Consider the following 18,130-nt stretch of genomic DNA (forward strand, 5'->3'; position numbering starts at 1 on the left):
TGTAAAGTCAACTGACATAATATCATTGACGTTATATCAACTAAGGTGATATATTTCAATTAGTTAGAATAAAAAGAAAATTAAGAGAAGGTGACACCATGTATAAAGAACCATTTCAACCAACTTATGAGTATGCGCTTGAGTGTGATAAACATGATGAACTGAAAGATTTTCAAACTGAATTCTATAAAAAAGAAGGAACTATATATTTAGATGGAAACTCATTAGGACTACTTTCGAAAAGAGCAGAAAAATCGTTACTTACTTTACTAGATTCATGGAAAGAGTATGGCATTGATGGCTGGACAGAAGGCGAACATCCATGGTTTTTCCTTTCGGAGAAATTAGGTGAACTGACGGCACCTCTTATTGGAGCTTTACCAGAAGAAACTATTGTAACCGGTTCCACGACTGCGAATATACACCAAGTTATTGCGACGTTTTATGAGCCGAAAGGAATACGTACAAAAATTCTTGCGGATGAATTAACTTTCCCGTCAGATATTTATGCACTTCAAAGTCAAATTCGTTTAAAAGGCTTAGAGCCAGATGAGCATTTAGTAAGAGTGAAAAGCCAAGATGGTCGAACACTTTCTGAAGAAGATATTATTCAGGCAATGGAAGATGATATCGCTTTAATTTTATTACCTTCAGTCTTATATAGAAGTGGTCAAATTCTTGATATGAAACGTTTAACAGTGGAAGCTCATAAACGTGGCATTCATATCGGATTTGATTTATGTCATTCAATTGGTTCTATTCCACATCATTTTAAAGAGTGGGATGTTGATTTCGCTGTATGGTGCAATTATAAATATTTAAATGCAGGGCCGGGTGGTGTTGCAGGTCTTTATGTAAATAGTAAACATTTTAATAGACTGCCAGGATTGTCTGGATGGTTTAGTTCTAGAAAAGATAAACAGTTTGATATGGAGCATACATTAACTGCAGCTGATCATGCAGGTGCTTATCAAATTGGTACACCTCACGTATTAAGTACAGCACCGTTAATCGGTTCTCTTGAAATTTTTAAAGATGCTGGTATGGAACGTTTACGTAAAAAGTCTTTACATATTACGAGATACATGCTGGATTTAATTGATCATGAATTAAAAGATTTCGGATTTACAATTGGAAACCCGTTAGAGGATGAAAAACGAGGTGGACATATTTATTTAGAGCATGCGGAAGCAGCGCGTATCTGTAAAGCACTAAAGGCAAATGGAGTAATTCCAGATTTCAGAGCACCAAATGGGATAAGACTTGCGCCAGTAGCTTTATACAATACGTATGAAGAAGTATGGAAGTCTGTTCAAATTTTAAAGAAAGTTATGAAAGAGGAAGAGTATAAACAATTTGAAAATAAACGAGAGGTTGTGGCATAAGAATGAAAACATCAAAGTGGATTGATATTTCACAGCCATTAAATAATGATATTGCAACTTGGCCAGGAGATACACCGTTCTCGTATGAAGTTTCATGGTCAAAAGAAGAGAGCGGTTCAGTAAACGTCGGAAAGTTAACGATGAGTATTCATACAGGTACTCATATTGATGCGCCTTTTCATTTTGATAATGACGGAAAGAAAGTAATAGATTTAGATGTTCAAGTTTATGTCGGACCTACGCGAATCATTGACGTTTCTAACCTTGAAAGCATCGGAAAAAAAGAATTAGAAAGTTTTCATTTAGAAGGTGTAGAACGACTATTATTACGTACATCTTCACATGGGAAAGCAAAAGAATTTCCAGATGTGATCCCGCATTTACGTGCTGATATTGCACCGTTTCTTTCTGATAAGGGAATTCGTTTAATCGGAGTGGATGTACCATCAGTTGATCCGTTAGATGATAAAGAACTAGCAGCACATCATCAATTGTTTAAATATGGAATTCATATTTTAGAAAATGTCGTACTAGATCATGTAGCAGACGGCGATTACGAATTAATTGCATTACCACTTGCGTTAACAGATGCAGATGGAAGTCCAGTTCGAGCTGTCATTAGACCAATATAAGTAGAAACATATAAAAGGGGTGTTTGACTAATATGAAAGAAAATGAAAAGGTAATTATGGAAAAAGGGATTCACACGGATTTTAAGGAAAATATGACGTATGGTGAGTATTTACAATTAGATAGTTTACTATCTTCTCAAAAGAGATTATCAGACCATCATGATGAAATGTTATTTATCGTTATTCACCAAGCTAGTGAGCTTTGGATGAAGCTTATTTTACATGAACTAAATGCAGCAATTGAATCGATTAAAAACGATAAATTAGCACCGGCATTTAAAATGTTAGCACGTGTATCAAAAATTCAATCGCAAATTATTCAATCTTGGGATATTCTCGCGACATTAACGCCATCTGAGTATATTGAATTCCGTGATTCACTCGGTCAAGCTTCAGGCTTTCAATCGTATCAATATCGAATGATTGAGTACGCACTTGGTTATAAAACACCACATGCATTAAAGATTTATGAAAAAGATCCAGAATTACACGCTCGTCTTCATAAAGCGCTACACGCACCAAGTTTGTATGATGTTGCGATACAGGCGCTTGTTAAAGAAGGCTTCCCAATTCATAAAGATGTGTTAAATCGTGATATTACGCAGCCTTACGAAGAAGATGCAACTGTAGAAGCGGCTTGGATAGAAGTGTATGCGGACGTGAAGCAATATTGGGATTTATATCAGCTTGCTGAAAAATTAATTGATATCGAAGATTGGCTACAACAATGGCGTTTCCGTCATATGAAAACGGTAGAACGCATTATCGGAAATAAAATGGGAACTGGCGGATCTTCAGGTGTATCTTATTTAAAACGAGTACTTGATCAACAGTTCTTCCCTGAACTTTGGAATGTTCGTACGAAATTATAGGAATAAGCTTGTCAGCTAATTATAGCTGATAAGCTTATTTTTTTATTTGAGCACAATTATGTTTTAATAAAAGGAACAAGATATAATAAATGAAGTAACTATTTTAATGGAGGTAAGATTTTTGGATTTTAAGCAACTACAAAATAAATTTGAAAAGAAAAAAGTGAATACATTTCTTATTTATCAAAAAGGGGAATTAACAACTGAGTATTATAAAACACCCGAATGTGCAAATAACTTATATAAAATAAATTCGATTACAAAAAGTATCGTATCTTTATTAATTGGTATTGCAATTGATAAGGGCTATATAAATGATATACATACACCGATTACAGAGTGGATTGAAAATGTACCTGGGGAGAAACATGATTTAACGCTGTATCACTTATTAACAATGACTACTGGTGAGGATTGGAAAGAGTTTGGGAATGGAGTAGTATTCCCAAACGACTTTGTAGAATCAGAGAACTGGGTACAGTACATATTAGAAAAGCCAATAATTGAAGAACCTGCTACAAAAATGAATTATAATTCAGGTTCTTCACATTTACTTAGCTATATTATTCAAGAAGCTACTGGGATGTCGACAGAGCAGTTTGCGAAAAGATATTTATTTGAGCCATTAGAAATTAGCGAATATGAGTGGCAACAAGATCCGCAAGGTATATATGTCGGCGGCTTCGGTATGAAAATGAAATCTACCGATTTATTAAAATTAGGAAAATTATGTTTGCAAAATGGATATTGGAATGAGAAAGAAATTGTATCAGCGAAATGGTTAGAAGAGTCAAGTAGGGCGCAATTTGAAACATATGAACATGTTGGCGCATATGGATATCACTGGTGGGTATTACATAACGAAAGATTTCACATACCGTATTGTATATATTTCGCTATGGGGTACGGCGGACAATACATCGTTATCATTCCTCAGTTAGAAGTAGTAGCTATTATAAGTAGTCATATGCCAAAACGTGGGCTCGTTCCATTAAAATTATTTATTGAGCATGTACAGGGAAATTCCAATTATATATAAGAAAAGGAGGGAATGTATGAGGGATGAAAAAACTTTATCTTTATTTAGACTATGTTTAAGTCTTCTAGCATGTAGTGCCATTATTACGCAATTCATAATCAGGGCACAATTGAAACCGTTCAATCCAGTTAATTTTTTTAGTTTCTTTACGATTGAAAGTAACATTTTAGTTGTATGTATTCTCCTTTTAAGTAGTATCGGAACAGCTACATTTGGTCGCTCAGAACAATTTAGTATACTTCGAGGTGCGGCAACGGTATACATACTTACGACAGGACTCATTTATTTTTTGCTATTAAGAGGATTAGAAGAGTCACTTCAAACGGCAATACCATGGGTAAATACAGTGCTACATTATATCATGCCGATTGCAATGCTTTTAGATTGGATTTTAAATCCACCTATTAAGAAAATCACTTGGAAACAATCTGCAAGCTGGCTCTTATTCCCGTTTTTTTACGTTGTATATAGCTTAATACGTGGCCCAATCGTGAATTGGTATCCATATCCGTTTTTAGATCCAAGAATAGGTGGGTATGGTAAAGTACTTTTATACAGTATAGGGATAGCGGTTGTAATTGGCGCTATTTGTATATTGGTAAGATTTTTAGGGAATCGAAACTTTAGGAAAGAATTTTAGAAATGCAAGGAGCCCCACTGTTTCCGTTTTTAACAGTGGGGTTTCATTTTATCTACTCGTCTTCTGAAACGACAACTTTATAAATTTCTCTGTCTTCGTTTCAAATTCTACATCAACAAAAACACCATATTCTTTTCCATCTTCACGTAGCCACAATTTAAACTTTTCAACAGTTATTTGAACCGTTTTTGGTTTTCTACCTATATGAAGATAATCAACAATCTCTGCTTTCGGATATTGTTCTTTCGTCTTTTCTACAGCAAGTTTACCCCATTTTGCATAAGGCGGTTGTGCATGAACAATCGATGACCCGGTATATATATTTAAACATGTTGTTAATAAAAGAATGACGAATGCGATACGCTTTAACAATTGCTTCATAATGAACTCCTTTTTTCCTTTTTGTATATTGTTTACATATTCTTTCAACGATATAAGTTTGGATTTTTTTGTCTTCTTTACATAAAAGCGAGGCTTTTACAAAACATAACCAAGAAATCATTTCTGTAATTAAGGAGGGAAAATTATGCGCCAAAAAGCTATTTTTAAAATAGCAGTTTTACTTGCGTTCATAGGACTGTCTTTAATGGTCAGTAGTATACAACTAAAGAATGTAGAAGCTTTTTCTAATCAAGTTATTCAAAGAGGAGCATCCGGTGAAGATGTCATTGAACTACAATCTCGTTTGAAATATAACGGATTTTATACAGGAAAAGTAGATGGTGTTTTCGGATGGGGTACATATTGGGCACTTCGGAATTTTCAAGAGAAATTTGGACTACCTGTTGATGGTTTAGCGGGTGCTAAAACGAAGCAGATGCTCGTAAAGGCAACAAAGTATGATAAGTCGACTGCGAATAAAGGGACGACAACGAATAAAGGAAATAGTGGTGGCACTGCACAAGAAAATAAACCACCACAAAATAAAGGGACAAATGTTCCGAACGGTTATTCCCAAAATGACATTCAGCTCATGGCAAATGCAGTATACGGGGAATCACGTGGTGAGCCGTATTTAGGACAAGTTGCAGTAGCTGCAGTTATTTTGAACCGTGTTACAAGCGCATCATTCCCAAATACTGTTTCAGGTGTAATCTTTGAGCCGAGAGCGTTTACAGCGGTGGCTGATGGACAAATATATTTAACGCCAAATGAAACAGCGAAAAAAGCGGTTTTAGATGCGATAAACGGCTGGGATCCAACAGGAAATGCTTTATATTATTTCAACCCAGATACTGCGACAAGTAAATGGATTTGGACTCGTCCACAAATTAAAAAAATTGGTAAACATATTTTCTGTAAATAGAGCGGAGGTGGGACAATGTTAAGAGGTATTATCATTGTATTATTAACAGTCGGTGTAGTTGGAACAGGATATTGGGGCTATAAAGAGCACCAAGAGAAAAATGCGGTTTTAATTCGAGCGGAAAATAGTTATCAACGAGCATTCCATGATTTAGCATACGAAGTTGATTTATTACACGATAAAATTGGTACAACACTTGCGATGAATTCACGCTCATCTTTATCACCTGCATTAGCAGATGTATGGCGTTTAACATCTGAAGCTCGTTCAGATGTAGGACAACTCCCGTTAACATTAATGCCGTTTAATAAAACGGAAGAGTTTTTAGCAAATATCGGTGATTTTAGTTACCGTGCAGCCATTCGTGATTTAGAAAAAGAGCCGTTAAATGAACAAGAATATAAAACGTTGCAAACTTTATATTCAAACGCGGGAAATATACAAGATGAACTAAGGAAAGTACAACATCTTGTTTTGAAAAATAATTTACGCTGGATGGATGTTGAAATGGCACTTGCATCAAATCGCGATCCAGCAGATAACACAATTATTGATGGATTAAAAACTGTAGAGAAAAACGTAACATCATACTCTTCTACAAACTTCGGACCAACCTTTACAAGTGCACAAAAAAATAAAAAAGGTGGATTTGAAGCAGAAGGAAAGGCAATTTCTAAAGATGAAGCCGCAAAAATCGCAAAATCATTTTTAAATTTAAAAGGAAATGAAAAAGTCGATGTAGAGAAAAGTGGAAAAGGTGCGAAAGAATCATTCTATAGTGTGAAGATTAAAGACTCTGCAACGAATAATGAGTTTTACATGGATATTACCGGAAAAGGCGGATATCCAATTTGGGTAATGAATAATCGAGAAATTAAAGAACAGAAAATTAGTTTAAACGATGCAGGAAGTAAAGGATTGACGTTTTTAAAGGATCATAAGTTTAATAATATGGAGCTTTATGATAGTTCTCAATATGATACTATCGGCGTGTTTACTTATGTAGTAAATGAGAATGGCGTACGGATTTATCCGGAAGCAATCCAAATGAAAATTGCTTTAGACGACGGATCTATCGTTGGATTTTCTGCAAAAGAATATTTAGCATCACATCAAAAACGAACAATTCCGTCTGCCAAGCTAACTGCAGCGGAAGCAAGGAAGAAAATTAACCCTGATGTGAAAGTGATGGAAGAGCGAAAAGCAGTCGTAGTAAATGATTTGCATAATGAAGTGCTTTGCTATGAATTTGTTGGAACGTTAGGGAAAGATACGTATCAAATTTTCATCAATGCGAATAGCGGAGCAGAAGAAAAAGTGAAAAAAATGCAAGCTGTTGAAAAAATTTATGATTAAACCTTAATAGTAAAGTGGTGAAAAGAATGAAAATCCTAATATATATGTTGATGCTTTGCTTTTTTATAACTGGATGCAGTATTGGAAAAAAAGACAATCCAAATGAAAAGCCAGAACAAAAAAATGTCTCAATGAAAAATGTTAATTATACAAATAAATCAAATAAGCCAAATGAAAAAGCAGCGGATCATTTAGCATCTTTAGCGGCAAGTGTGCCAGGTGTGAATGATGCAACAGCAGTAGTTGTTGGAAAATATGCTATAGTAGGTATTGATGTAAAAGCGAAACTAGACCGAACTCGTGTTGAGTCAATTAAGTACTCTGTTGCAGAAAGTTTAAAAAACGATCCGGATGGTGCGAATGCAGTCGTTGTAGCTGATGTTGATACGTATGAACGGCTGAAACAAATTGGAAAGCAAATTAAAAAAGGGAAAACTGGCGAAGGTATACTGGATGAATTAGCAGCAATTGTTGGCCGCGTGATGCCACAAGTTCCGAATGATATGATTGAAAATAGAGAAACGAATCCAATTAAAGATAATGACAAGCAATTACCAAAAGATGAAGAACAAGAACTAAGAAAAGAACAGAATGACCAATCTAATAATCATTTGAATAAGTAAAATGAGCCTCGTACTAAATTGTACGAGGCTTTTTAAATATAATATTAAATATTCAGTTTATTTTTAAGGGAATATATGGTTTAATTATTGTGGGAGGGACAACTGTTATGATGAAAAAAAGTGCATTTATTTTATGTGGTTTCTGCCTAAGTTTCAGTATGACAGCGTGTGAACAAAAGAAAGAAGTGAAAAAGCAAACAGCGACTTCTTCTACTGTGATGGAAAGTCAGAAGAAAGAAGTTATCAATATAAATCATTTCTCAAAAATAGATGAAGGAATGACTTATACAGAAGTGAAAGATTTAATCGGTTTTGAAGGAAATTTACTTATAGAAGAAGGGGTAGAACATTCTACACAAATTAAACAAATTTTTGCTTGGAAGGGGAATAATCCAAATTCATTTGTTGAAATTACATTTTTGGATGGAAAGGTGCATTCTAAATCACAGCAAGGTTTAAGTTAATTTGATAAAAATGGGAGAGTATAGCATGAACATACATACTGGGGAAATACAATTAGTTCCGTATAAGGAGACGTATAAAGAAATTATACAATCATTTACTTTACCAAGTGAACAAGTTCAATTCACATCAGATCCAGGCGGATTATTGAAAAAAGCAAAAAGCGATCGCACAAAAAATGTAATTGTTATTTTAGATTATAACGGGGTACCTGTTGGTCTTTTCGCATTACAAACAGGCGAAAGAGTACAAGAGTTCACAGAGAATGAAGACGCTTTACTTTTGACATCGTTTTCTATAAATTATAATAAACAAAGAAGAGGATACGTTAAAAAATCATTGGCATTATTACAAGATTTTATAAAACGTTATTTTCCAATAAAAAATGAAGTTGTACTTGCTGTAAATGAAAAAAATATGCCAGCACAAAATTTATATGAAAAAGTTGGCTTCGAAGATAGAGGCTTTAGAAGAATGGGACCGATTGGTCAACAAATAATAATGCATTTACCTATAATAAAATAACGGGATAGAAAACTTACTCTTGAACATTCTTGCAGTAAGTTTTTTTTATTTTGTGCTATGTTAGTAAAAACGAAAGTAGGTATCAAAAAAGATAAAGGTTTCAACATATATAGTTGAAAAGTCAATGAATATGCGAGGAGTAATGATATGACAATTTATATTGCGTTACTAAGGGGAATCAATGTAGGTGGACATAAAATAATCAAAATGGCAGATTTAAAACGATTGTTTGAATCAATAGGATTAAAACAAGTGAAAACATATATTCAAAGCGGTAATATCGTGTTTGAATCTGAGGAAGATATAAACGCTCTAAAAGTAAAAATTGAATTTGAAATTAAAAAGGAATTTAATTTTGATGTTCAAGTCATCCTAAAAACAAATGAAGAATTAATAAACACTATAAAATATTCCCCTTATAAGGCGGATGCTTTGTTAGAAGGAGAAAGTATACACGTTGCCTTTTTAGCTCATCCATTTTCTGAAGATGAGAGGAAGCAGTTACTTATGTACAAAAGTGAACTTGAAGATTGCTATATAGATGAGAAGGTTGTATATTTGTATTTCAAAAATAGCATTCGGAATTCTAAATTAATGAACCAATTTCAGAAGTTACATACACCAGCTACAGTAAGGAATTGGCGAACTGTTAATAAATTAAAAGCAATTGTAGAGGGTATGTAAATATAAAAAGATGAGGTTTTCTATATATAGAAAACCTCATCTTTTATTTATATTGTTTTGCAACTATGAGTTCGACAATAGGATAAATAAAGAATGAAGAACAAAGTGCGATAAACAGTGGTAGGTTTTTAACTCCATCTAAATTGGAACCCATAGAAAAACCTTCCGAGAAGAGTAATAGAAGGAACAATACAACTACAAGTACAAAATACGCAATTTTAAAGCTTTTATATGTAATTTGCTGTCCCATTTCATCCTGACTTTCTTCTGATACACCGTGGGGATCTCCCCATATAATATGATTGATGAGGTAGCTAAGTATTAAAGCGCTTGTAAAAATTGTTCCACCTAAAATTACACCTCCATTGATGTATTTATAAGCCCCGTGTATAAGTACTCCGACTAATGATAAAACAATTGTTATTAAAATGAATTTTTTACGATTCATATTAGAACAACACCCCCACGATTGTAAAAAACTCTTTCCATTTATAGTATAAAATTGGAAAAGATTCATGTCAAATACTTTTTACAAGCAAGGCAAAGGTATATAGTATTTTGTTTTAATGATAAATAAAAAATTACATTACATTTGAATGTAAAAGAATAGGCTCGCATATATTTGGAAGGGATGTCAGATTAATTTAGGGGGTAGTTATGTCTATACTTTTAAAAGCTGGTGCAGATGCAGGAAATAACGGTTTGAAGTTAATGGTGAAAGGGCAAGACCCTATTTTTATTCCGAGTATTTATTCTTTATATATAGGTGAGCCTACAGGATTGTTAGATGAGGGGGATGTGTCATTATCTGAATTAGAAAATCATATCGATGTGACCATTAGTTCTCCATCGCTAATGTTAAATAATGTACGGTACATCGTTGGAGAAAAAGTGATTCAAGATCAATTAAAAGGTACTGAAGTGGAGAAGAAATCGAATAAGTCGACGGATGAGCTAATGGTTATTACAATACTATCGGGTTTAGCAGTAAGTGCTATGCGTCAAAGTCCAACTTCTAGTCATATTAACATTCGATATGATTTATCTGTCGCTCTTCCTATGCAGCTTATTACACAAGAAATAGCTGCCGAAAATGCAAAACGTTATATGGGAAATCACAAGGTTGTTTTCCATTATCCGAACGGTCGTGATGTTACTATTAATGTTTCTATTGAGTTTTGTAAATGCCTGCCTGAGGGTGCTTCTGGGACGTGGGGCATTGTATATGATGAAGAAGGAAATGTTGTGAAACATAAAATAGAATGTGAACAAAATCAAGTTTCAGAAATTGATTTTGTTGATAAAACTTTATTGTCTTTTGATATTGGTGCGGGGACAACAGAAGAAGTTGTTTCGTTAGGGGTAAATTTCCGTCCGCAATTAAGTAAAGGATTATCGTACGGTGTAAAAGAAACGTTACTACAAATTATTACGAGATGGAACCGGAAGTATCCAACAAAGACGATTGATAGTATTACAGAATTCAATCAAATTTATTTAAATGATAAACATCCTAGGAATGCATTATTAGTTGAGGAATCACAACCAGCACTATTAGGTTTAGCTGCGCGCGTCGCAACTGATATTATTAATAAAATTGATGATATGAAAGACGATCCATACGTGTTTATTTATGGTGGGGGCGCAGTTATCATTAAAAATAGCTTGAAAATGATTTTAAAACAAAAAGGGCGTTTAACAAATGTTATCTTTGTAGATAATCCACTATTTACAAATGCAAGAGGATTATTAGTCTACACTTGTTCGCCAAAGTATAGAGAACATAAACAAAAAGAGTTAGGGTTTACAAACTTAACGATAAGTTAGTTGGTGGAAACATGCGATCTAGGCGATATAAACGTGGTGATCGAGTGAAAATCAATATTCATAAATCAGTATCACCTGAAATGCTTGCATGGCTTAATAAACAATCAAACCCAACTAATTTCTTTTTCTTTGCAGCACAGCAATTATTTAAACAAGTAGGAGATATTGATGTGTCAAAAACTATACCAAGTAGCCATGTTTTCTCATTATATATGGAAACATCGTCCTTATTAAAAGTCGAAGTAAATCCTTTTAAAAACGTACCACTAGAAGCGAATAAATCCACCGAAAGTGTAAAAAAAAAATCATGGGAATCTGTTGATCAATTAGATTGTCCATTTTTTTAAACATAGAAAAATATATGTAAGCCCATCACTATACATATGGATACAGTGATGGGTTTTTGTTAGTGTATCGCTATTCCAATAAATAGAAGGGGCACAATACAAATTTGTGACCCTTCTATTTATTATTTATCTATATTTTAGATGTATGTTCTGTTACTGCTTGAATAATGTTTTTCCAGTCATCAGGATGATTTTCATGTCCTGCTCCTTCAAGAGTTAAAAGTGCTGAGTTTGGAATTTCATCAATAAGTGCGAGACCATGTTCAAATGGTAGTGCTGTATCGTCAGTTCCGTGAATTACTAATGTGGGTGCTTGTATGGAGCTAAGTACACCTTCATAAGCATCATCACCTTGAAGTAAAGCGTGATTAAACATACTTAATAGATTGTTAGCCCTTTCTATTTCGAGTTTTACTTGTGTATAAACTCTGTTTTCATCAAATGAACGTTTTGAGCCGCACAATAGACGAGAGCCTGTAACTAAATACTCTGTCACAGCGTTTTGATTTGACCAATCTAAATTTGCACCATTTGCGTGATGTATTAAAATTCTTTCATCCATCGGAGGTAAATCGCGAGTGTTGTTATCTGAGCCTATAACACTTGTTGCTAGTAAAGTTAACGTTAAAATTCTTTCAGGATGTTTTACAGCGGCAATTTGAGCAATCATGCCACCTAATGACATACCAAATAAGTGCGCTTTATCAATATGATAGGCATCCAGCACCCCAATTGCATCTTCAGCCATAGTTGTTACCGTATAATTGGAAGTTCCAGGTTCGTATGTAACAGAGCGTCCTACATCACGGTTATCAAAGCGAATGACAAATTTCCCTGTGTTAGCTAACTGTTCACAAAATTCTTCATCCCAATAAACCATTGAACACGTAGCTCCCATAATTAATAAAATTGCTGGATTATTAGGATTTCCAAAGCTTTCTGTACAAATATCAGTCCCGTTTGTTTTAATCATCTTTTCGGTCATAGTGTTATCTCCATTTCTTTTGGATTTAATTACAAACATAGAAAATAAAACTCTGTATGATTCTAAGACGTACACAAAATTGAATTTGGAACTCACATTAATTAATAGCGTAGCATAAATACCACCTCTAAACATGTTTATTGTCATTCAAAGCAAAAAAATTTGAAAAATAATTGTAAGTTATTAAAATAAACAGCAAGGAGGAGAGGAAATGAAAGCAATTGTTATTGATCAATATGGTAGTGTTGAAGAACTAAAAGAAAGACAAATTTTAAAACCAGTTGTTACATATAACGAGGTATTAATTCGCATTCTCGCAACATCTGTTAATCCAGTTGATTGGAAAACTAGAAAAGGAGACTTACAACAACAGTTGCAATTTTCATTTCCAATTACTTTAGGGTTAGATGTAGCTGGAGTTATCGAAGAGGTTGGAGAAGAGGTAGAAGGTTTCAAAATAGGAGATAAAGTGTTTACGAAACCTGAAAATATTGGGAAGGGATCTTATGCTGAATTCATTGCGGTAAAATCAGATTTAGTAACTTATATGCCTACTAACCTAAGTTTTGAAGAGGCAGCTTCTATTCCACTCGCAGGACTTACTGCTTGGCAAAGTCTTGTAGATTACGCAAAAATAAAAGAAAATGACCGAGTATTTATTCACGCTGGAGCTGGTGGTGTCGGAAGTTTGGCAATCCAAATTGCAAAATCATTTGGAGCTTTTGTTGCAACTACTGCAAGTGGTAAAAATGAAGAATTTTTAAAGGATTTAGGAGCGGATCTCGTTATTGATTATAAAAAAGATAAATTTGAAGAGCTACTATCAGATTTTGATATTGTATTAGATACAATCGGTGGCGAAGTACAAGAAAAAAGTTTTCAAATTATTAAACCTGGCGGTGTTCTAGTTTCGATTGTTCATGAACCAAATTATAAAGTAAAAGGGATAAAATCAGGATTTTTATGGCTAAAACCAAGTGGAAAACAATTAGAAGAGTTATCAAATTTAATTGTACATGGAAAAATCAAACCGATCATAAGTAAAGTTGTGTCACTTAATGAAGAAGGGGTTAGAGAAGCTCATATTTTGAGTGAAGGGCAACATGTTAGAGGTAAGATTGTAATTAAAGTGGAATGATGATAGCCGCTGTATATTGACTTGTAGTGAATAAAGATAAATTGGAGTACTCCATAATTTTATAATACCCCAAAGTACTTTTATTTTGGGGTATTAGCTTTTCTTAGTTTGATGGGCTAGTGAACATACTTTTAAAAATTAAAGTTTCGTATTGTATCATGTAATTTCTCTAATCCAATCGCCATATCTTTTTCATTTAACATGGAATAGCTAATTCTTAATTGGTTATTATTTGTATCGTTATTTAATAGACAAGCTGTTCCAGGTAAAAAAGAGACATCTGCTTCATTTGCTTTTTGTAATAAGTTAAAAGGATCAATTGTATTAGGAAGTGTAATCCATAAATTAAAGCCGCCCTTTGGTATTTTAAAGTGTATTTCTTTTAGTGGCGATAATATAGCGATTGTTAAATCGCGTCTAATTTGTAAAGCGGTGCGTAATTTTTCTAAATGATTTTTCATACGTTCTGCACGTAAGAAAGGAAGTAGTGCTTTTTGCGTTAATAACGGGCTACCGATATCCATCGAACCCTTCACAGCATATAACCATTCAAAAATAGGCCCATCGGCTATAAGTGCAGCGATACGCAGTCCAGGTGCTAACGTTTTACTAAAACCTTTTAAATATATTACATGACCATTCGTATCAAAACTTTTGATTGGAGGAGGAACTATAGCATCCTCAAAATATATTTCTCCGAAAGAATCATCTTCAATTATAAAAAACTCATATAACTCCGCTAGTTCTATAAGTTCCAATCTCCGTTCTTTACTCATTACTGTACCTGTTGGGTTTTGAAAAGTAGGATTCACATATAACAAAACAGGATTCTTTCTTTGACAAAGGTCATCTATTAAGTCTGAGCAAATGCCGTTTTTATCAAGACTAATAGGTATAATCTGCACTCCTTTGTTGAGAAAAACATCAAGTGCTGCGCCATAACAAGGGCTTTCTACTAATACTATATCTCCAGGTTTTAATAATGTTTGAGCGATCAAATCAATTCCTTGCTGGGCACCACTTGTAATTAATAATTGAGAGGGGTCTGTCACTAATTTCTGATGTTCTTTTAGATAATTAACTATTTCAACTCGAAGTTCATAATCGCCTTGAATAGGTCCATAAGTTGCTAGTAACATCGGATTTTTATCCAGCAATTTGTGCATTTCGTCTGCTAGAAATGGATTTGGTAATAGACGTGGATATAAAATCGCTTGTGAAAAATCATAATATTTTCGGTGTTGATTCATTGCATATTGAGAACGCATAACATTAATAGTTTTCGTTTGTTGCCATTTATAAGGAATAGTTTTGAACTCTTTCTTTACACGTTTATATATATAAGCGCCTTTTCCTTGCTCGATGCGTATATATCCTTTCGTTTCTAGCTGCTTATACGCCTTACGAACAGTCAATAAGCTAATTTGTAAATCTTCGGCCATACAACGTAATGATGGAAGGGAGTCACCATATGAAAGCATGCCACTTTGTACTCTTTCAACAATTTGCATATATATTTGTTGATAATACGGTATGTTGGATTCTTTCCGTATTACAATCTTCATGGCTTCACCTTGTTTCTTTTTTATTTAATTAAAGCGAAAAAAATAAAGAGAATCAACTACAATTTGATGTAACTGTTATAAGCATAGATACACTGTTATACACGAAAACCTCTATACTCATGTTAAGAGTAAAAAGGAGGAAGAAAAATGGTCATTTTCAATTATATTTTAGTATGCATTATTTTCGGCACAACATTTTTAACGATAAAAATCGGAATTGAAGCAGGAGCGCCTCCATTATTTTCAGCAGGAATTCGTTTCTTTTTAGCAGGAGTAATCTTGATGTTTATATTTAAGTTGAAGCGAAAAGAAATTATGCCGCATGTATTTTCAAAACGTATTATGTATGCTGGCTTTTGTTTAACGTTCATGACATTCGCATCTTTGTACTGGGCTGAACAATATATTTCTTCTGGATTAGCTGCTGTACTTTCTGCAACAGGTCCTATGATGATTTTATTATTACAAGCAAGAAGAAATAATAAAAAATTGCAAAAGGAGCAATTTTTCGCTTTAATTATTGCGTTAATAGGTGTTGTTTTTGTTTCTTTACCAGGAATGCATCAAGAAGTAAGTTTCATATGGAGTATTGCTTGTATTATTTTAGTAGTAGGGGAGTTATTTTACGGAATAGGTTCTATTCGCTCAAAAGAAATACTTTCGGATTTACGAAGTGTATCACCATTTCTTATTAATGGTATTCAAATGTTTTATGGAGGGATTTTGCTACTAATCGTATCATTCATAGTAGAGCAGCCGAATGTAACTGTATTAACCTCATGGAGCGTACAGTGGCCTATTTTATACCTCATATTTATCGGATCAATTGGTGGGCACGGATTATATTACTGGCTTTTATCAAAAACAAATCCTGTATTCCCATCGACGTGGTTATATGTATCACCATTAATAGCAATTATTGTAGGATATATTGTATTAGGAGAACCATTAAATCCTGCAATGGGTATAGGTGCTTGTTTCATATTGATAGGTGTATTTTTGGCCAATCGTTCAACACTACGGACTTATTTCAAACAAGGACGGTTATTAGAGAAGGAAATGTAGTTGGATAATGTAACGGCCCTGTATATTATCGGGCTAGTAAAATCAAAAACACAGCTGGGAAAATAACCAACTGTGTTTTTATAATTAATTCACTTTTTTAATAAACCCTTTGTAATGACGTTTCACAAGTTGACTTTCTAACGTCTTCATTGTTTCTAGTGCTACACCGACGATAATAAGTAAGCTTGTACCACCAATTTGAGCAGAAGGTGGTAACGTAGCAATTTTCGTAAATACGAGTGGTAATATTGAAATTGCGCCTAAGAAAATTGCACCGATAAATGTTAAACGGTATAAAATTTTGGTTACATATTGCTCTGTCGCTTTACCAGGACGAATACCAGGAACATAACCGTTTTGCTTTTTCAAATTCTCAGCCATTTGTTCAGGATTTACTTGAATAAATGCGTAGAAGTATGTGAAAGCAACGATAAGACCGACATAAAGCGTCATTCCAATTGGATGTGCAAAATCAAGGTTTGCGACTAACCATTTGGATACGCCTGAATCAGGGAAGAGCTGCGCAATTGTACGCGGCGTCATTAAAAAGGCTGAAGCAAAGATTACTGGAATTACACCAGCGCTATTTACTTTAAGCGGTAAATGAGTGTTTTTTGCTCCTTGATATTGATTGTTTCCTGATACAGCTTTTGCGTATTGAATCGGTATTTTACGAACAGCTTGTTGAATGTAAATGACACCAACAACAATCGCTAAAATTACGAGTCCAATTAAAACCATTTTTATTATGTGCATGAATAATTGATCGCCTGCATTTTGAAATTGTTGCAAATAAATTTGATTAGCAACATTCGGAATCGCCGCAACAAGTCCCGCGAAGATAATCATTGAAATCCCATTACCAACACCATTAGCGGTAATTTGTTCACCTAACCAAAGTAAAAATGCAGTACCTGCAGTTAAAACTGTTGCAATAAATAAGTATGTAGTCCAGCTTTGATCTGTTATTAATTGCCCACCTGCTATATTATTAAAACCATAAGACATCCCAATGGATTGTATGAATGCGAGAATGATTGTAAAGTATCGAGTAAATTGAGCTGACTTCTTACGGCCCATTTCACCTTGCTTTGCCCATTCCGAAAATTTAGGTATAACGTCCATTTGTAGTAATTGTACTATGATGGAAGCTGTAATATATGGTGTAATACCTACAGCGAAGATCGAGAAGTGTTGCAATGCTCCTCCGCCAAATACGTTTAGCATACCTAAAACGTTGGCTTGATCTTGTACCTTTAATACCTCTGCGTTAGTATGAGGAACTGGAATAAACGTGCCAATTCGAAAAACAATTAGCATCGCTAGTGTAAAAAGAATTTTGTTTCTTATCTCAGCTACTCTCATGAAATTTGAAATCGTACGAAACATTATGTCGCCTCCTATATTTTTATCAGTTCAAAACTGATTATTATATCCCGATGAAGTAACCACAAACCTCCTTCCGCATTAAATTCATTTGACAAATGGAATTTCATACATTTTGCAGTTTTCACGGATATAAAAATATAAGGTGTTATTATACAAGCGACCTATTATCTTTTCGTAATCATTCAATACCCATAATATATCGAATAAATTAACAAATGTACATACATACGCATGAAAAATGAATAAATAGGATGATTTTTTACATTTATTTAATGCTAGATTGATAATTA

At 34.0% G+C, this 18,130-nt stretch carries 20 protein-coding genes; 15 read left to right on the forward strand and 5 right to left on the reverse strand.

Annotated elements, in window-relative coordinates; genetic code table 11:
* Nucleotides 1-98: 98 nt before the first annotated feature.
* From kynU to JDS95_RS16390, 5 genes are all read left to right on the forward strand, one after another.
* Nucleotides 99-1,385: a kynureninase gene (gene kynU, locus JDS95_RS16370; RefSeq protein ID WP_000276279.1), complete on the forward strand. Its 1,287-nt coding sequence runs from the start codon at nt 99-101 to the stop codon at nt 1,383-1,385.
* A gap of 2 nt (nt 1,386-1,387) precedes the next feature.
* Complete coding sequence (gene kynB / locus JDS95_RS16375) at nt 1,388-2,017, forward strand: arylformamidase (protein WP_000858203.1); 630 nt, start codon at nt 1,388-1,390, stop codon at nt 2,015-2,017.
* A 32-nt stretch (nt 2,018-2,049) separates the two neighbouring features.
* On the forward strand, nt 2,050-2,889 hold the full coding sequence (gene kynA / locus JDS95_RS16380) for a tryptophan 2,3-dioxygenase (RefSeq protein ID WP_000661948.1): 840 nt from the start codon (nt 2,050-2,052) through the stop codon (nt 2,887-2,889).
* 121 nt (nt 2,890-3,010) lie between these two features.
* On the forward strand, nt 3,011-3,928 hold the full coding sequence (locus tag JDS95_RS16385; protein ID WP_000346271.1) for a serine hydrolase domain-containing protein: 918 nt from the start codon (nt 3,011-3,013) through the stop codon (nt 3,926-3,928).
* Between the two features lie 16 nt (nt 3,929-3,944).
* On the forward strand, nt 3,945-4,568 hold the full coding sequence (locus tag JDS95_RS16390) for a Pr6Pr family membrane protein (protein ID WP_001204117.1): 624 nt from the start codon (nt 3,945-3,947) through the stop codon (nt 4,566-4,568).
* Nucleotides 4,569-4,616: 48 nt separating this feature from the next.
* Here the strand turns inward: JDS95_RS16390 and JDS95_RS16395 are convergent, their stop codons facing one another.
* Nucleotides 4,617-4,949 (reverse strand): YqzG/YhdC family protein, encoded by a 333-nt coding sequence (locus JDS95_RS16395; RefSeq protein WP_000811610.1) that lies wholly within the window; start codon nt 4,947-4,949, stop codon nt 4,617-4,619.
* A 145-nt stretch (nt 4,950-5,094) separates the two neighbouring features.
* On the opposite strand from JDS95_RS16395, the gene sleB reads away from it, so the two are divergent.
* The 6 genes from sleB (at nt 5,095) to JDS95_RS16425 (ending at nt 9,524) form a co-directional block, all read left to right on the forward strand.
* Nucleotides 5,095-5,874 carry a spore cortex-lytic enzyme gene (gene sleB, locus JDS95_RS16400; RefSeq protein WP_001249053.1) on the forward strand — a complete coding sequence of 260 codons (780 nt, stop codon included), beginning with the start codon at nt 5,095-5,097 and terminating at the stop codon, nt 5,872-5,874.
* Nucleotides 5,875-5,889: 15 nt separating this feature from the next.
* Nucleotides 5,890-7,230 carry a germination protein YpeB gene (ypeB, locus tag JDS95_RS16405; RefSeq protein WP_000943731.1) on the forward strand — a complete coding sequence of 447 codons (1,341 nt, stop codon included), beginning with the start codon at nt 5,890-5,892 and terminating at the stop codon, nt 7,228-7,230.
* 26 nt (nt 7,231-7,256) lie between these two features.
* Complete coding sequence (locus JDS95_RS16410) at nt 7,257-7,853, forward strand: YhcN/YlaJ family sporulation lipoprotein (protein ID WP_000697996.1); 597 nt, start codon at nt 7,257-7,259, stop codon at nt 7,851-7,853.
* Between the two features lie 107 nt (nt 7,854-7,960).
* Entirely contained in the window at nt 7,961-8,317 is a 357-nt protein-coding gene (locus JDS95_RS16415) for a hypothetical protein (protein WP_000976451.1), read from the forward strand.
* A gap of 25 nt (nt 8,318-8,342) precedes the next feature.
* Complete coding sequence (locus JDS95_RS16420) at nt 8,343-8,840, forward strand: GNAT family N-acetyltransferase (RefSeq protein WP_199690677.1); 498 nt, start codon at nt 8,343-8,345, stop codon at nt 8,838-8,840.
* 147 nt (nt 8,841-8,987) lie between these two features.
* Entirely contained in the window at nt 8,988-9,524 is a 537-nt protein-coding gene (locus JDS95_RS16425; protein WP_000158246.1) for a DUF1697 domain-containing protein, read from the forward strand.
* A gap of 43 nt (nt 9,525-9,567) precedes the next feature.
* On the opposite strand, the gene JDS95_RS16430 is transcribed toward JDS95_RS16425, so the two are convergent.
* Nucleotides 9,568-9,972, reverse strand: a complete 405-nt coding sequence (locus tag JDS95_RS16430; protein ID WP_085450250.1) for a DUF2178 domain-containing protein — start codon at nt 9,970-9,972, stop codon at nt 9,568-9,570.
* A gap of 209 nt (nt 9,973-10,181) precedes the next feature.
* On the opposite strand from JDS95_RS16430, the gene JDS95_RS16435 reads away from it, so the two are divergent.
* Nucleotides 10,182-11,351, forward strand: a complete 1,170-nt coding sequence (locus tag JDS95_RS16435) for a ParM/StbA family protein (protein WP_000025613.1) — start codon at nt 10,182-10,184, stop codon at nt 11,349-11,351.
* 11 nt (nt 11,352-11,362) lie between these two features.
* Nucleotides 11,363-11,698, forward strand: a complete 336-nt coding sequence (locus JDS95_RS16440; RefSeq protein WP_001257764.1) for a hypothetical protein — start codon at nt 11,363-11,365, stop codon at nt 11,696-11,698.
* Between the two features lie 130 nt (nt 11,699-11,828).
* Here the strand turns inward: JDS95_RS16440 and mle are convergent, their stop codons facing one another.
* A complete protein-coding gene (mle, locus tag JDS95_RS16445; RefSeq protein ID WP_000136872.1) occupies nt 11,829-12,683 on the reverse strand; it encodes a BCA family alpha/beta fold macrolide esterase in 855 nt (284 codons plus the stop codon).
* Between the two features lie 211 nt (nt 12,684-12,894).
* Here mle and JDS95_RS16450 point away from each other — a divergent pair, with 211 nt between their 5' ends.
* Nucleotides 12,895-13,821, forward strand: a complete 927-nt coding sequence (locus JDS95_RS16450) for an NADP-dependent oxidoreductase (RefSeq protein WP_000644561.1) — start codon at nt 12,895-12,897, stop codon at nt 13,819-13,821.
* Between the two features lie 131 nt (nt 13,822-13,952).
* On the opposite strand, the gene pdxR is transcribed toward JDS95_RS16450, so the two are convergent.
* Nucleotides 13,953-15,386 carry a MocR-like pyridoxine biosynthesis transcription factor PdxR gene (gene pdxR / locus JDS95_RS16455; RefSeq protein WP_199690678.1) on the reverse strand — a complete coding sequence of 478 codons (1,434 nt, stop codon included), beginning with the start codon at nt 15,384-15,386 and terminating at the stop codon, nt 13,953-13,955.
* Nucleotides 15,387-15,533: 147 nt separating this feature from the next.
* On the opposite strand from pdxR, the gene JDS95_RS16460 reads away from it, so the two are divergent.
* Nucleotides 15,534-16,451, forward strand: coding sequence for a DMT family transporter (locus JDS95_RS16460; protein ID WP_000234347.1), 918 nt, complete (start codon nt 15,534-15,536; stop codon nt 16,449-16,451).
* A gap of 84 nt (nt 16,452-16,535) precedes the next feature.
* Here the strand turns inward: JDS95_RS16460 and secY are convergent, their stop codons facing one another.
* Nucleotides 16,536-17,840 carry a preprotein translocase subunit SecY gene (secY, locus tag JDS95_RS16465; RefSeq protein ID WP_000490109.1) on the reverse strand — a complete coding sequence of 435 codons (1,305 nt, stop codon included), beginning with the start codon at nt 17,838-17,840 and terminating at the stop codon, nt 16,536-16,538.
* Nucleotides 17,841-18,130 lie beyond the last annotated feature (290 nt).

It is taken from the genome of Bacillus cereus group sp. N24 (assembly GCF_016483345.1).
GTDB classification, from domain to species: domain Bacteria; phylum Bacillota; class Bacilli; order Bacillales; family Bacillaceae_G; genus Bacillus_A; species Bacillus_A toyonensis.